Source organism: Glycocaulis alkaliphilus (assembly GCF_004000605.1).
GTDB lineage: Bacteria > Pseudomonadota > Alphaproteobacteria > Caulobacterales > Maricaulaceae > Glycocaulis > Glycocaulis alkaliphilus.
The window spans coordinates 1,302,790-1,317,705 of record NZ_CP018911.1 but is presented as its reverse complement, the minus strand read 5'-3'; the positions used below and the strand labels follow the sequence as shown (position 1 = coordinate 1,317,705).

The 14,916-nt window shown below is 63.2% G+C and carries 9 protein-coding genes; 5 read left to right on the top strand and 4 right to left on the bottom strand.

Annotation, left to right across the window (positions count from 1 at the left end; all coding sequences use genetic code 11):
• Positions 1-69 precede the first annotated feature (69 nt).
• Together X907_RS06275 and X907_RS06270 are read right to left on the bottom strand one after the other, a co-directional pair.
• Positions 70-2,094, bottom strand: coding sequence for an acetyl-CoA carboxylase biotin carboxylase subunit (locus X907_RS06275; RefSeq protein ID WP_127566311.1), 2,025 nt, complete (start codon positions 2,092-2,094; stop codon positions 70-72).
• A gap of 82 nt (positions 2,095-2,176) precedes the next feature.
• Positions 2,177-2,683: a MarR family winged helix-turn-helix transcriptional regulator gene (locus X907_RS06270; RefSeq protein WP_127566309.1), complete on the bottom strand. Its 507-nt coding sequence runs from the start codon at positions 2,681-2,683 to the stop codon at positions 2,177-2,179.
• Positions 2,684-3,059: 376 nt separating this feature from the next.
• On the opposite strand from X907_RS06270, the gene X907_RS06265 reads away from it, so the two are divergent.
• The 4 genes from X907_RS06265 (at position 3,060) to X907_RS06250 (ending at position 10,644) form a co-directional block, all read left to right on the top strand.
• A complete protein-coding gene (locus X907_RS06265; RefSeq protein WP_127566307.1) occupies positions 3,060-5,627 on the top strand; it encodes a TonB-dependent receptor in 2,568 nt (855 codons plus the stop codon).
• A 157-nt stretch (positions 5,628-5,784) separates the two neighbouring features.
• Positions 5,785-7,746 carry a tetratricopeptide repeat-containing sulfotransferase family protein gene (locus X907_RS06260; protein ID WP_127566305.1) on the top strand — a complete coding sequence of 654 codons (1,962 nt, stop codon included), beginning with the start codon at positions 5,785-5,787 and terminating at the stop codon, positions 7,744-7,746.
• Positions 7,747-7,769: 23 nt separating this feature from the next.
• Positions 7,770-9,725: a BCCT family transporter gene (locus X907_RS06255; RefSeq protein ID WP_127566303.1), complete on the top strand. Its 1,956-nt coding sequence runs from the start codon at positions 7,770-7,772 to the stop codon at positions 9,723-9,725.
• A 70-nt stretch (positions 9,726-9,795) separates the two neighbouring features.
• Positions 9,796-10,644 (top strand): TauD/TfdA dioxygenase family protein, encoded by an 849-nt coding sequence (locus X907_RS06250; RefSeq protein ID WP_127566301.1) that lies wholly within the window; start codon positions 9,796-9,798, stop codon positions 10,642-10,644.
• 323 nt (positions 10,645-10,967) lie between these two features.
• Here the strand turns inward: X907_RS06250 and X907_RS06245 are convergent, their stop codons facing one another.
• Both X907_RS06245 and xseA read right to left on the bottom strand, forming a co-directional pair.
• Complete coding sequence (locus X907_RS06245) at positions 10,968-11,933, bottom strand: class I SAM-dependent methyltransferase (RefSeq protein ID WP_127566299.1); 966 nt, start codon at positions 11,931-11,933, stop codon at positions 10,968-10,970.
• Between the two features lie 84 nt (positions 11,934-12,017).
• A complete protein-coding gene (gene xseA / locus X907_RS06240; RefSeq protein ID WP_127566297.1) occupies positions 12,018-13,445 on the bottom strand; it encodes an exodeoxyribonuclease VII large subunit in 1,428 nt (475 codons plus the stop codon).
• 115 nt (positions 13,446-13,560) lie between these two features.
• Between xseA and purD the strand changes: the two genes are divergently transcribed.
• Entirely contained in the window at positions 13,561-14,847 is a 1,287-nt protein-coding gene (gene purD / locus X907_RS06235) for a phosphoribosylamine--glycine ligase (protein ID WP_127566295.1), read from the top strand.
• Positions 14,848-14,916 lie beyond the last annotated feature (69 nt).

Here is a 14,916-nt window from a genome sequence, read left to right as displayed (position 1 = left end):
ACGCGATTCAATCCTTGGCCCAAGGTCGGCCCCTAAGGCAGGGGCGGTCAACAAGAAACCTGAAAAAAGTTACTCCAGCTCTACCAGCAGCTCGTCTGCGGCCACGCTGTCACCTGCTTTCACGCTGACGGTTTTCACCGTGCCGTCGCGCTCGGCGCGCAGCACGTTTTCCATCTTCATGGCTTCAACGGTGAGCAATACCTCGCCCGCCTTCACCTCACGGCCCGGCTCCACCGCGACCGAAACGATGAGGCCCGGCATCGGGCTGATGATCTGCTTGCTGGTATCGGGTTCGGGGCGTTCGGGCAGGCGCGCAGCCAGCTCTGCAATGCGCGGGGAATAGACCCGCACCAGCGCGGAAAAGCCCCGGTGGCGCAGCCAGTAGCCCTGCGTGCGGTCTTCCACCGACAGGCTAAAGCTTTCCTTGCCGAGCTTTGCCTCGAACAGATGATCGCCCGGCTTCCAGCCCGTCTCCAGATTGACCGGCTCGGCGCCGAGGCCCGGCATGTAGACGGTGGCGGCAAAGCCGCCATCAAGACTGCGCTCCAGCGTTATCTCGACCGCAAACTGCTGGTCATCAATGAGAACCGTCCAGTTATGCGGCTTGCCATCGCCCACGCCCGGCGTGATGCGCCCGGCAATGCGCGCCGCGCGCTCCACGAAAACGGTATGGATCAGGGCCGATGCAGCCACGAAGGCGCGCCACTGGCTTTCCTTGGGCGCGGTGCCGTGAAAGCCATCGGGGAAATGCTCCTCGATATAGCCGGTATGGATCGCGCCTTTGCGGAAATCAGGCTCGTCCAGCACGGCGGCCAGGAAAGGCGCGTTGGACTGCAGGCCTGCCACATCCAGCCGGTCCAGCGCGGCGGAAAGCGCGTCGATGGCCTTCTCGCGCGTATCGCCCTGCCCGATCACCTTGGCGATCATCGGGTCATAGAACATGGAGATTTCATCGCCCTCGCGCACACCGGAATCGATGCGCAGCGTGCCCGGTCCGCTGGGGCCTTCAGCCGGCTCCACATAGCGCACCAGACGCCCGATGGAGGGCAGGAAGCCGCGATACGGGTCTTCGGCATAGAGCCGCGCCTCGACCGCCCAGCCGGTGATGGTCACATCCTTTTGCGCCAGCTCCAGCTTCTCGCCAGCGGCGACGCGGATCATCTGCTCAACGAGATCAAGCCCGTGGGTCAGTTCGGTAACCGGGTGCTCCACCTGCAGACGCGTATTCATTTCAAGGAAGTAGAAGTTCTTGTTCGGGTCGACGATGAACTCCACCGTGCCTGCGCTGTCATAATCGACCGCTTTTGCCAGCGCGACGGCCTGCTCGCCCATCTTCTCGCGCGTCTTCTTGTCGAGGAAGGGAGATGGCGCCTCCTCGAGAACCTTCTGATTGCGCCGCTGGACCGAGCATTCACGCTCATTGAGATGGATAACGTGTCCGTGCTTGTCGCCGAGCACCTGTATCTCGATATGGCGCGGCTTCTCGACGAATTTCTCGATCAGTATGCGCTCATCGCCGAAGGAGGATTTGGCTTCGGAGCGCGCGGCGCGGAAGCCCTCGCGCACCTCGCTCTCGTCCCACGCGATGCGCATGCCCTTGCCGCCACCGCCAGCCGACGCCTTGATCATCACCGGATAGCCAATATCACCGGCCACCTCGACGGCCTGCTGGTCATCGACGATCTCGCCCTTGAATCCCGGCACGGTGCTGACACCGGCAGCGGCTGCGAGCTTCTTGCTCTCCAGCTTGTCACCCATGGCCGAGATGGCATGCGGGTTCGGACCGATCCAGCCAATGCCCTCTTTTTTCAGGCGTTCGGCAAACTTCGCGTTCTCCGACAGGAAGCCGAAGCCCGGATGGACGGCCTCTGCGCCGGTTTCCTTTACCGCCGCGATGATCTTGTCCATGTCGAGATAGGACTGGGCGGGCAGCGATCCGCCCAGGAACACGCGCTCATCGGCCATTTCCACCGCCAGGCTGTCGGCATCGGCCTCTGAGTAAACGGCGACGGTCTTTATCCCCATGCGCTTGCAGGTCTTGATGACGCGAACGGCAATCTCGCCGCGATTGGCAATGAGGATTTTCTTGAACATGAAGCGTGCCAGCCGGACTGAAGGAACAGGAAAAAGCGATTTGGTGCGCCCGGTTTAGCCCGCAGCGTCACGCCACCGCAAGTCAGGCCTTCGGCGGCTCGTTGTTGTCTGACGCAGGCTTCACCATTTCAGAACACCCGGTCAGGATGGGCGAGGCATCGACATCGCTGGCATCCATGAGTTCGGCGACGCGCTGGAGCGCCCCGATCAGCATGTGCCGCTCCCAGTCGGGAAGTTTGCGGAAAGCTTTGAGAAAGCCGGTCTGCAAAAGTTCCGGCGAGGTTTCGATCACGGCAAGACCGGCGGGCGTTATCTGCGCGGGGCACGTTCTGCGGTCACTGGCGCTGGCAGTGCGCTCTATCAGTCCGGCGCGCTTGAGCCGGTCCAGAATTGCCGTCACGGTCGGCTGACCCAGCGATATTTCGCGTGACAGGGCGCTCGGCTTCATCGCGCCATGACGGCTTAGCGCCTGCAGCACGATGAATTGCGGCGCTGTCAGCCCGGTTTCCTTTTCCAGCTTCTTGGACCGCAGATGCACCGCCCGGATTATCCGGCGCAGCGCGATCAGTATCTCGTCATGATCCTTCACGGGGCTCACCCTGTCTGTGGGAGTATCGCGTTGTAGAGCAGGCCGCGCCGACGCGCCAGCGACTCGCATAATTGCTTCGCTCACGATGCATTTTTACGCCAAGCGCCTCGCCGGAATTGCTGTGTGAAGAATGTATGAAATAGCGTTGCATTACTATCACAACCGGCTTTTATAGCGTTTTTTCATGTATTTATGCGCGCCGCTGAACAAGGGGTGCGGCGGAATCGGTCTGAAAACTCCTTTTTGCAGGAAGCAATTCTGGCCAGACGGGTCGCGATCCCTATAACTCCGCCACGAACCATTCAGCAAAAAAAGGGGCGGACCTTTGAGATCGTTCAAGCAACGGGTGCTCACAAGCACTATTCTATCTGCAACCATGATGGCCGCAGGCGCGGCGGGCGCGGCCAGCGCGCAGGTTGAAGTCATCACCGTGACGGCCACCAAGACCGAGGCCGACGCACAATCGATTCCGGTGGCGGTGAATGCGCTCGATTCCAGTGCGCTCGACGAGCTGCGCGTGGACACGTTCACCGACTATCTGACCCAGCTGCCCGGCATCACCGCTGGTGGCAGCGGGCCGGGCCAGAGCACCATCTATATCCGCGGCATTGCCTCGACGACGCCGAACCTGACGGTGGCGGGCGTCGCGGGCCTTTCGCCCAACGTCGCCTTCTATCTGGACGAGCAGCCGCTCGCCCAGCCCGGCCGCAATCTGGATGTCTACGCTGCCGACATGGAACGCGTCGAGGTTCTGCCCGGACCGCAAGGCACGCTTTACGGCGCCAGCTCGCAAGCCGGTACGGTGCGCCTGATCACCAACAAGCCGGTTCTCGGCGAGTTCTCCGCCTCCTCTCAGGCCGGCGTGTCGTTCACGCAGGACGGCGATATGAGCAATCAGCTGGAAGCGGTGGTGAACCTGCCGTTCGGCGATAATTTCGCCATCCGCGCGGTTGCCTATGTCGACAATCAGGGCGGCTATATCGACAATGTGGCGGGTACGCGCGACGCGTCGGAATCAGCCCGCTTCCGGCCTGAAGGCACGATGCGCGCCAATGGCGTGCCGGTCTCGGCCCAGCGCGCTGGCTTCCAGGCCGGCCAGGACTTCTCTGGCGTCAACTTCATCGAAGCCGACAATGCCGGGCTGGTGCAGGACAATTTCAACGACACCACTTATGCCGGTTTCCGCATCTCGGGACGCTATGAGTTCAATAATGACTGGCGCCTGACGGTTGGTTACGCGCAGCAGCGCGTCGAAGCCGACGGCGTGTTCTTCGTTGATCCGGAGCTCGACGACCTGCAGATCCAGCGTTTTGAACAGGACCGGATCGAAGACGAGTTCCGCAATGTGAGCTGGACCGCCGAAGGGCGCATCGGCATGCTCGATGTGGTCTATGCCGGTGCCTATACGGACCGCTCGACCGATCAGCGCGTTGACTATTCAGACTATCTCTTCGTCGGCCAGTACCTGCCCTATTATATCTGCGACGGGTCGGTGACGTATCCGGGCGCGGCTGACCCGGCCGGCACCTGCCAGGCGCCGAACCTGTTCGTGAACTCCACCTCGCAGACCGAGGTGTGGACGCATGAGCTGCGCGCCACCACGCCGCAGGAACACCGCCTGCGGGCCACGTTTGGCGCGTTCTACAGCGATCTGACGCTGGATGAGCGTAATGACTTCCACTATCCGGGCATGATCGCGGCGGAACCGTTCGGGCCGTTTGCCCCGAACTTCCCCTTCCCGGGCGCCTTCCAGTCTGATGCCGGGCCGTTTCCGGCGGGCGTGATCTTCCGCAATGATGTGCGCCGCACCGACGAACAGCTGGGCGTGTTCGGCGAAGTGACGTTCGACCTTGTGCCGGACACGTTCGCCATCACGCTGGGCGCACGCTGGTACGATATTGATGTCGGCCTGCAGGGCACGGCCAACTCGTCCTTCTGCAATTCCGGCGGGACTGACCAGAATGCGTTCGGAACCAATATTTCCGATCTGTATGACGGCTCTGGCACCTTCACCTTCATCGGTTCGTGTGATCCGGCCATGCGCCAGACCTTCACGCTGGCCGACTCGCTCGCCGACATCGAGGCGATGGGATACTCGCCTGCCCAGGCCCAGCAGATCTTCAACTCGGTGCGTGCGCCGTCGTCGGCCCACACCAGCGGTGTCATCACCAAGGTGACGGGCACATGGACGCCTGCGGACAATCTCTTGTTCTACGCGACCTATTCGGAAGGCTTCCGTCCGGGCCTGCTGAACCGTCCGGGCGGCGCGCCCGGGCCGGGCAGCTACACCGTGCCCTTCGCGCTCGATACCGATGATGTGCGCAATTACGAGTTCGGCTGGAAGACCGAGCTGTTTGACCGCCAGCTGCGGTTCAACGGCAGCGCCTTCTATGTCGAGATTGACCGGTTGCAGACCACGATCTTCGATCCGAGCATCGTGAACCTGTTCTTCTCCGACAACGCAGCAGACGCGGAAATCCGTGGTGTGGAAGGTGATCTCACCTGGGCACCTATGGGCATTCCGGGCCTGACCGTGTCGGGTGCATTCTCGATCCTCGACACCGAAATCACGCGCGTCATCACGCCGACCGATGATGTGACGGCCGGCGCCGAGCTCGCCTTTGCCCCGAACTTCCAGGGCAATCTGCGGGCGCGTTATGAGTGGAACACCGATAATGGCTGGACGGCGCACGTCATGCCGCAGCTCATCTATTCGGACCGTTCGCGCAGCGATGTGATCGACATCAATTCTGCCGATCTGGACAGCTATACCGTGCTGGCCTTCTCTGCGGGCCTGGCCGCCGAGCAATGGCGGGTAGAAGTGTTTGCTGACAACATCACCAATGAGCGTGCAGAGCTCAGCAACAACTTCGTGTTCGACCGCGAACGTGTAACGATCATGCGTCCGCGTACGGTCGGTATACGTGTCGGTGTCCAGTACTGATTTGGAACATCTTCCGGTGTTGTCTCACCGGCTGCATGACCGATAATGGAAAGCGTCCCGCGATGCGGGGCGCTTTCTCTTTTCCCTGGCGGGGCATGATTTGACAGAGACTTCCAATTCACACGATGCGGCGTTGAAGGCGGCGCAGGAAAAGATCATGACCGGCGCCTTCGCCGAGGCGCTGGATATTGCTGGCCCTTTTCTGGACGCCGAGCCGGAGCATGGCGAGGCGCTCTACATGACGGCTGTCTGCCAGCGCTATCTGGGGCGGCTGGATGACGCGCAAGACGCGCTGGACCGGCTGAAGACCGCCCAGCCCGAATTTGGCCGGGCCTGGCAGGAGGAAGGCCATCTCCAGCGCGCAAAGGGCCGCAACGAGAATGCCCTGCAAGCCTATGCCCGCGCCTGTCAGCACAACCCCGCCCTAACCGCCAGCTGGGCTGCGCAGAGCGATATTCTCATGGCTCTGGGGCGGACCGGCGAAGCCGGACAGGCGCGCGCGCAAGGTGAACGCGTAGCGGGCCTGCCAAAGCCTGTCGTGGCGGTGATGCACCATCTTTATGAGGGCCGGCTGATCCGCGCGGAGACGCTGTGCCGCAATTTCCTCAAAGCCAATCCAAGGCATGTCGAGGCGATGCGCCTGCTGGCGGAAATAGGCGTTCGCTTCAACGTCACCGACGATGCCGAGATTCTTCTGGAGAACGCGCAGGCCTTCGAGCCGGACAATATCCAGGTGCGCCTCGACTACATTCAGGTCCTGCGCAAGCGCCAGAAATTTGCCGCCGCGCTGGAGCAGGCGCGCGCCCTTCTGGAGCGCGATCCGGACAGTCCGGTCTTCCTGTCGCATTACGCCATCGAGGCGATGCAGACGGGCGATTACGAAACCGCGTTGTCGGCCTTTGACCGCGTGCTTGAAAAAATTCCGGGCGACCCGGCCACCCTCACCTCGCGCGGTCATGCACTGAAGACCGCTGGTGAAAGCGAAAAGGCTGTCGCTTCCTACAAGGCGGCTCTGGCCAGCCAGCCGGAGCACACCGACGCCTGGTACGCGCTGGCAAACCTGAAAACCTACCGCTTTGACGATGGCGAGCTGGCCGCGATGCTGGCGCAGGCAGAGAACGCAGCCCTCTCCCACACCCAGCGCATCCATCTGAGCTTCGCGCTCGGCAAGGCGCATGAAGACCGCGAGGACTTCGAGAGCGCCTTTGCCGCCTATGCGCGCGGCAATGATCTCAAACGCCGCCAGACCCGCTACACCTCTGACCAGATGGAAGAAGAGCTGGAAGCCCAGAAAGCGCTGTGTACGCCGGAGCTGTTCGCCGCACAGTCCGGCAAGGGGCATGACGATCCGGCCCCCATCTTCATCGTGGGTCTGCCGCGCGCCGGCTCCACCCTGCTCGAACAGATCCTGGCCTCGCACAGCCAGGTGGATGGCACGCTGGAACTGCCCAATATCCTCTCCGCCGCCCATTCACTTCGCGGCCGCGACCGTTCAGACCGCACACGCTATCCGCGTGTCCTCCATGAGATGGACGGAGACGAACTCGCCGCGATGGGGCGGCGCTATATCGAGGAGACGGCGATCCACCGCAAGGGTGCGCCCTTCTTCACCGACAAGATGCCAAACAATTTCCGGCACATTGCGCTGATCAAGCTGATCCTGCCGAACGCGAAGATCATTGATGCGCGCCGCCACCCGATGGCGTGCTGCTTCTCCGGGTTCAAGCAGCTCTTTGCCGAGGGCCAGGAATTCACCTACGGGCTTGAAGAGATCGGGCGCTATTACCGCGCCTATGCGGAGCTGATGGACCATTGGGACGCGGTGCTGCCCGGCGAAATCCTGCGCGTCATCCATGAAGATGTGGTCGACGATATTGAAGCTCAGGTGCGCCGCATTCTCGATTTCTGCGGCCTGCCGTTCGAGCAGGCTTGTGTCGATTTCCACAAGACCCGGCGCGAAGTGCGCACCGCCAGCTCCGAACAGGTGCGCCAGCCCCTCTACCGTTCCGGCCTGGAGCAATGGAAAGCGTTTGAACCCTTCCTTGACCCGCTGAAAAGCGCGCTCGGCCCGGCCCTCACTGACTGGCGCCGCGACCACACACAATCCAACGCCGCCTGACCGCTGTAAGAAAAGGCCCCGCCATGACCAAGCAGATCGAACCGGCCGTCTTCATCCCCGCCGCCATTCTGGCCATTGGCGGGGTGGCCGCTGTGCTGATCGCCGGCGATCAGGCCGAAACGATTTTAAACACCGCACGCGATTTCATCACCGACACGGCTGGCTGGGTCTATTCGGTGGGTATCGGGATATTCCTGATCGCTGCGCTTATCGTCGCGCTGTCTGACTGGGGACGCATCAAGCTGGGTCCTGACGACAGCGTGCCAGAGTTCGGCTTCATGGCCTGGTTTGCGATGCTGTTCTCCGCCGGCATGGGCATCGGCCTCATGTTCTTCGCCGTCGCCGAACCCATCACCCATTATCTAAGCCCGCCAGACGCCAGCCCTGAGACCCAGGCCGCGGCCCAGCAATCCATGGTGCTAACCTTCTTCCACTGGGGAATACACGCCTGGGCGGTCTATGTGATCGTGGGGCTAAGCCTTGCCTATTTTGCCTTCCGCCACGGCCTGCCGCTGACCATACGCTCCGCGCTCTATCCGCTGATTGGTGACCGTATTTACGGCCCTATCGGGCATATCGTGGACGTGATCGCCATTCTGGGCACGCTGTTTGGCGTGGCCACATCGCTCGGCTATGGCGTCACCCAGATCAATGCCGGCCTGAACGTGGTCTTCGGCCTGACCATCAGCGAGGAAGTGCAGGTCGTACTCATCGCGATCATCACGTTGATCGCAACAGCGTCGGTTCTCGCCGGGCTGGACAAGGGGATCAGGCGGCTTTCGCAGATCAATCTCTATCTGGCCATCGGGCTTCTGGTCTTCGTTCTGGTCATGGGGCCGACGCTCTTCCTGATTGGCGCCTACGTCCAGAATATCGGCCATTATGTAGACCAGCTGGCGACACTGACGTTTAACGTCGATGCCTATGGCGACGGTGAATGGGTCAGCACGTGGACACTGTTCTACTGGGGCTGGTGGATATCCTGGTCGCCCTTCGTGGGGATGTTCATTGCGCGCATTTCGCGCGGGCGCACCATTCGCGAGTTCATTATCGGCGCGCTGTTCGGCCCGACCCTGTTCACCTTCCTGTGGATGACGATTTACGGCAATTCAGCCCTTCTGGAGGTCATGGCCAATACCGCCAGTCCGATCATCGAGGCGGTTCGCACCGAACAGTCCGAGCTGGCTCTGTTTGCGTTGCTGGACACGCTGCCGCTGGCCTCGATCACCTCGGTGATAGCCATCGTCCTCATCACCACTTTTTTCGTCACCTCGTCGGATTCCGGGTCTCTGGTGAAATCGACCCTGGCCTCCGGCGGCACGCTGACGCCGCCAGTCTGGCAGCGCCTGTTCTGGGCGCTGCTGGAGGGCGTTGTGGCAGCCGTCCTGCTGATCGGAGGGGGGCTCGCCGCCCTGCGATCGGCAACCATAGCCGCCGCCCTCCCGTTCACGCTGGTCATTGGCCTGGCCTTTATCGGCCTGGTGCGTGCCTGGTCCATGGAGACCGCGCGCAAAGCCGGTCAGCGGAGCGCCGCACAAATGCCCGTGGAGGGCGTTGCGGTGCCATGGAAAGTGCGCCTGCGCCTGATGTTCTCCCGCCCTGCCCCGGCGGAGGTGGAAAGCTGGATCAATGCCACCGCTGAACCGGCCTTTGGCGAGCTGGCGCCCGAAATGGAGAGGCTGGGGCACAGCGCGACAATCGAGCGGGAGGATGACCGGCTGTCTTTGCGGATCGGACATGGTGATGACCCGGACTTCATCTACGGCGTGGCGCTGAAGGCCTATGAGGCGAGCTCGGATGCCGAGATCAACCGCACCGACACGGATGATAATTCCTACGCGCGGGCCGAGGTCTTCCTGCGCGCAGGCGGCCAGCATTACGACGTGTTTGGCTATTCAAAGAACCAGCTCATCCGCGATGTGCTGCGCCATTACGAGCACCATCTGCAATGGCTCCACCATATGCAGCATGTGGGTTAGGCAAAGGCCTGCTTGACCGGAGCTCCTGCCGCCTGCAGCCTTGCTGCAAAAAAACGGGAGGAGACCGGCCATGGCCGCTTCACACATCAAGGTAACGCCCAGCGGCGCAAGCCTTGGCGCATCGGTAACGGGCGTTGATCTGTCAAAGCCGCTAAACGCGGACGAGGTAGCCGCCATCCGCGCAGCGTGGCTGGAGCATCTGGTGCTGGCCTTTCCCGGCCAACCCATGAGCCATGAGGATCTGGAGCGCTTCACGCAGTATTTTGGCCCCTTTGGCGATGATCCTTTCATCGCGCCCATCGAGGGCCACCCCCACATTATCGAGGTGAAGCGCGCGGCGGACGAGAAGGCGTCCGTCTTTGCTGCTGCCTGGCACTCTGACTGGAGCTTTCAGGACACCCCGCCCGCCGGCACGATCCTGCATTCCAAGATCACGCCGCCCGTGGGCGGGGATACCCTCTTCTGCAATGGCTATGCGGCCTATGAGGCGCTGTCAGAGGAGATGAAGGCGAGGCTGGAAGGGCTGGAAGCCATCCACTCTGCCGCCCTGGCCTATGCGCCAGACGGGGTCTATGGCGAGAATGACGCCAAGGACCGCTCCATGACGATCCGTGCCGCACCGGAGGCGCGCAACACGAAGTCCCACCCCATAGTGCGCATCCATCCGGAAACGGGCCGCAAGACGCTTTTCATCAATCCGGGCTATGTGAAAACGGTCAAGGGCCTGACCGACGAGGAAGCCTTCTTCCTGCTGGTCGAGCTTTATGGCGTCACCCATGACGAGCGCTTCGTCTATCGCCACAAATGGCAGAGCGACATGCTGCTGATGTGGGACAATCGCTGCACCCAGCACATGGCGACGGGCGGCTATGACGGCCATGCCCGCCTGATGCACCGCACGACGGTGGCGGGGCCATAAGCGTCCCTCTGCTTTTCCCTCGTGCTTCGAGCACCACGTGGCCGAGGCATGAGGGGAAAAGCAGACCCAAAGCCCTCATCCTGAGGGGCTTCGTCAGAAGCCGTCTCGAAGGACGAGGGCTTCCAGGCCGCTTTGCGGCCTGAAAAGCGCGAACGCGCGCCCGCGACTGCCTGTGCCCGCGCAGGCGGGTATTCGCGGAACATCGCAACGCGGATGCGTTGCGGAACTAAAGAGGCATGGGTCCCCCGGACCGCTACGCGGCCGGAGGATGACAGAAGATGTAATGCCCTCCCCCCGCAAGCGGGGGGAGAAACCGCTACCCCCTACGGCTTTCTGAACCGCAGGGTCATGCGGTCGCTTTCGCCGATGGCGCGCATGGCTTCGCGGGTCTCCTCAGGGCCACCCAGCGATGGCGGCAGCGCCCACACGCCCATCTCGTGATCGGCAGGATCGTTCGGGTTGGCGTTGATGCCAGAGGCGCTTTCCAGCACGAAACCGCGTGCCTCGAAGGCGGCGATGACATCGGCTTCGCGCAAATACCCGCGCGAGCCATCGGCGCGTTCATCGGTTTCACCGGCAGGTGCGCGGTGCTGGACCACGCCGACAACGCCGCCCGTCTTCAAAAGCGTCCAGGCGTCATTGACCGCCGTTTCCAGCAAGCCAAAACGGGCCATGTTGTGCAGGGCACGGATGTAGAGCACCACATCGGCTGAACCGGCCGCGCGTTGCGGGATCGAGCCGAAGGTGTAGCCGCCTTGCGCCGGACCGCCCCATTCGGCGGCGGCAGCAGGGAAGCCTGCCTCCCAGCCTTCCAGCCGGACACGCTGCTCGTCGGTGATATTGGGGAAGAGCTGTTCAAACACGCTCATCGGATAGTTGAGGCCGTAATATTCGCCTTCCGCCGCCAGCCAGGGGGCGAGGATGCGGCCATACCAGCCGCCGCCGGGCAGCGCCTCGACCACGGTGTAATCAGCCTCCACCTCGAAGAATTCCAGCGTCTCGCGCGGATGCCGGTACGGGTCGCGGGCCCGGTCTGCCTCGCGGCGCGGATGCGCCAGCACCTGCTCCAGCGATGGGCGGTCCATCGAAGCCTGAACGGCCTCTTCGATAGCACCCACAAAGCCGGATTCGGTCCCGTCCGCACCGCCAAACAGCTCGCCGGATTCTTCGGCGGCATCACTCGTCGCGTCGCCTGTCTGTTCAACAGCCTCATCAACGCTCTCCGGCGCTTCGCCATTGCAGGCGGCCAGAAGGGCAAGACTGGCTACGCTGGTGAGAAGTACACGCATGAAGACATCTCCCTGACCGGGTCCGGGGGCGGACCATCATCAAGAGATGTAGCACGCCGGAGGCCGCGCGTGCAGCGGTGAGGGTTAAAAAAGCGAGCCTTGCTGCGTGGAGGCTGTTTTAGTGGATTTGGGCTTGCTGGCCGGCTTGTCCTTGCGCGGCGGGGCCACGCCGCCTGCAATCGCCGCTGCGCGCTCGCCATCATGCAGGCGCAAGGTGACAGCATCGCCCGGTGCCAGATCACCGGCAGAGCGCACCAGCGCGCCCTTACCATCCTCGATGATCGCGTACCCGCGTTTCAGGACGTTGTGATAGGAGAGCGCCTCCAGCGTGGAGGTGAGCGCCGCCAGCCTGCGGCCATCATCGCCAAGCCGCCTCAGCTTGGCCGCGCGCATGCGCTCGCCCGCCTGAACCAGCCTCTGGCGGCGTTCAGCGATCTCGCGCTTGAGCGCTAGCGGACGCAGCTGCACGGCCAGGCGCTCCAGCGTGCCGCGCCTGCGCTCAATGCCGAGCGTCAGCCCACGCACCAGCGCTTCATGGGCATAATCCAGCCGCTGGCGCGCATCACCCAGCAGGCTCTCGGGCCGGGGCAGACCGCGCGAGGCCGAACGCAGATCGGATCCTTTACGCTCCACCGTGCGCAGCAGCGCGGCCGATAGCCGCCCGCGCGCGCCCTCAATGCGCTCCATCAGCTCGCGGCGCACCGGCACGGCCATTTCAGCGGCGCCCGTAGGCGTCGGCGCACGGCGGTCAGAGGCAAAATCAATCAGCGTGGTATCGGTTTCGTGGCCGACAGCGGAGATGAGCGGTATCTGCGAGGCGGCCGCCGCGCGGACTACGATTTCCTCGTTGAAGGCCCACAAATCCTCCACCGAGCCGCCACCGCGCGCGACGATCAGCACATCCGGGCGCGGCACCGGCCCGCCGGGCGCAATCGCGTTGAACCCCTCGATACCGGCGGCGATCTGGGCCGCTGCCCCCTCGCCCTGCACCAGCACCGGCCAGATGAGGACATGCACCGGAAACCGGTCGTCCAGCCGGTGCAGAATGTCGCGGATCACCGCGCCCGTGGGCGATGTCACCACCCCCACCACGCGCGGCAGATAGGGGATGGCGGCTTTTCGCTCTGGCGCAAACAGACCCTCGGCGGCCAGCTTGCGCTTGCGCTCTTCCAGCAGAGCCATCAGCGCGCCAGCGCCCGCAGGCTCCATGCGCTCGATGATGATCTGGTATTTGGACCGGCCGGGGAAGGTGGAAAGCCGCCCCTCGACTATCACTTCCAGCCCCTCCTCCGGGCGAAAGGACAGCGCCGAGACCGAGCCTTTCCACATCACGCCGTCAATGACGGCCTCGGCGTCCTTCAGGTCGAGATACATATGGCCGGATTTCGGGATAGTCACCCGGCCCAGCTCGCCGCGCACCCGCACATGGCCATACTCGGTCTCCACCGTGCGTTTGAGCGCGCGGGCGAGATCGGAGACGGTATATTCCGGTGCGTTGGTAAGATCGGTCATTTCGGCTCTTGAGTCGTTTCGGTGCCAGACTAGCCGTAATGCCGCCCGGCGGTCGACAAGAGGCGTGCAGCCCCGCTAAGAGACGGCCATCGCATAAACAAGAGCAGGGGCGGCCATGAACATCCTCATCATCGGCTCTGGCGGGCGCGAGCATGCGCTGGCCTGGAAGATCGCGCAGAGCCCGCTCGTGGACACGGTCTGGTGCGCGCCGGGCAGCCCGGCGATTGACCTGATCGGCCCGTGCTTTGATGTCGCTGCCGATGATGTGGAGGGCATCCAGCAGCTTGCCTTGCAGCTGGAACCCGATCTGATCGTGATCGGGCCTGAGGCTCCGCTCGCCAAGGGCCTTGCCGACATGCTGCGCGCACGCGGATTTGACGTGTTCGGGCCGTCGCAGGCTGCCGCCCAGCTGGAAGCCTCCAAGGGCTTTGCCAAGGACCGCATGGCCGCCTATGGCGTGCCGACCGCGCGCTATGGCCGCTTCACCGATGTGGCCGCTGCCAAAGCCTTCCTCGACACGCTGACCGCACCCTTCGTGCTGAAAGCCGATGGGCTGGCCGCAGGCAAGGGCGTGGTCATTGCCGAAACGCGCGAGGAGGCCGAGGCCGAGCTCGCCGACATGCTGTCTGGCAAGTTTGGCGGGGCGTCGGCAGAGCTGGTCATCGAGGAATTCATGGAAGGCGAGGAAGCCTCCATCTTCGTCATCACCGACGGGATCAATTACCTGACCCTCCCCGCCGCTCAGGACCACAAGCGCATCGGCGATGGCGATACCGGCCCCAACACCGGCGGCATGGGCGCCTATGCGCCCGCGCCGGTGATGACGCCCGAACTGATGAAGCGGGTGGAGGAAGAGGTCACCGTGCCGATGCTGCGCGGCATGGCCGGTGACGGCATGCCCTATCGCGGCGTCTTGTATATCGGCGTGATGGTGACGCCGGACGGCCCCAAGGTTGTCGAGTTCAACTGCCGCTTTGGCGATCCGGAATGTCAGGTGCTGATGATGCAGATCGAGGCCGATATCGTGCCGCTTCTGCTCGCGGCCTCAACGGGGGGCATGCGCGCCAGCGAGTTCGCGCAGCTTCTTCCCATGGACGCCAATCCGAAACCGGCCGTTACGGTGGTGATGGCCGCGCCCGGCTATCCCGGCACGCCGGAAAAGGGCAGCACAATCAGGAATTTGCACCATGCGGGCCATGGCGACGGCGTGATGATCTTCCACGCAGGCACCGCGCTCGATGCAGACGGCAATTTCATCGCAAACGGTGGCCGCGTGCTGAACGTCACCGCGACCGGCGAGAATTTGCGCGAAGCTGTGGACCGGGCGTATGCGGCCATTGGTGAGATCGACTGGCCCGAAGGCGTCTACCGCCGCGATATTGGTTGGAGAGCACTCACATAAGCCTGAACTCCCGGCCCGCGAAGCGGAGCCGGGACCTCGTGCTCGCCCCTCGTCCTTCGAGACGTTCGC

Coding starts and splice junctions, on each gene's coding strand:
- X907_RS06275 (WP_127566311.1), bottom strand. CDS start 2,094: ATGTTCAAGAAAATCCTCATTGCCAATCGCGGCGAGATTGCCGTTCGC.
- X907_RS06265 (WP_127566307.1), top strand. CDS start 3,060: ATGATGGCCGCAGGCGCGGCGGGCGCGGCCAGCGCGCAGGTTGAAGTC.
- X907_RS06260 (WP_127566305.1), top strand. CDS start 5,785: ATGACCGGCGCCTTCGCCGAGGCGCTGGATATTGCTGGCCCTTTTCTG.
- X907_RS06255 (WP_127566303.1), top strand. CDS start 7,770: ATGACCAAGCAGATCGAACCGGCCGTCTTCATCCCCGCCGCCATTCTG.
- X907_RS06250 (WP_127566301.1), top strand. CDS start 9,796: ATGGCCGCTTCACACATCAAGGTAACGCCCAGCGGCGCAAGCCTTGGC.
- X907_RS06245 (WP_127566299.1), bottom strand. CDS start 11,933: ATGCGTGTACTTCTCACCAGCGTAGCCAGTCTTGCCCTTCTGGCCGCC.
- xseA (WP_127566297.1), bottom strand. CDS start 13,445: ATGACCGATCTTACCAACGCACCGGAATATACCGTCTCCGATCTCGCC.
- purD (WP_127566295.1), top strand. CDS start 13,561: ATGAACATCCTCATCATCGGCTCTGGCGGGCGCGAGCATGCGCTGGCC.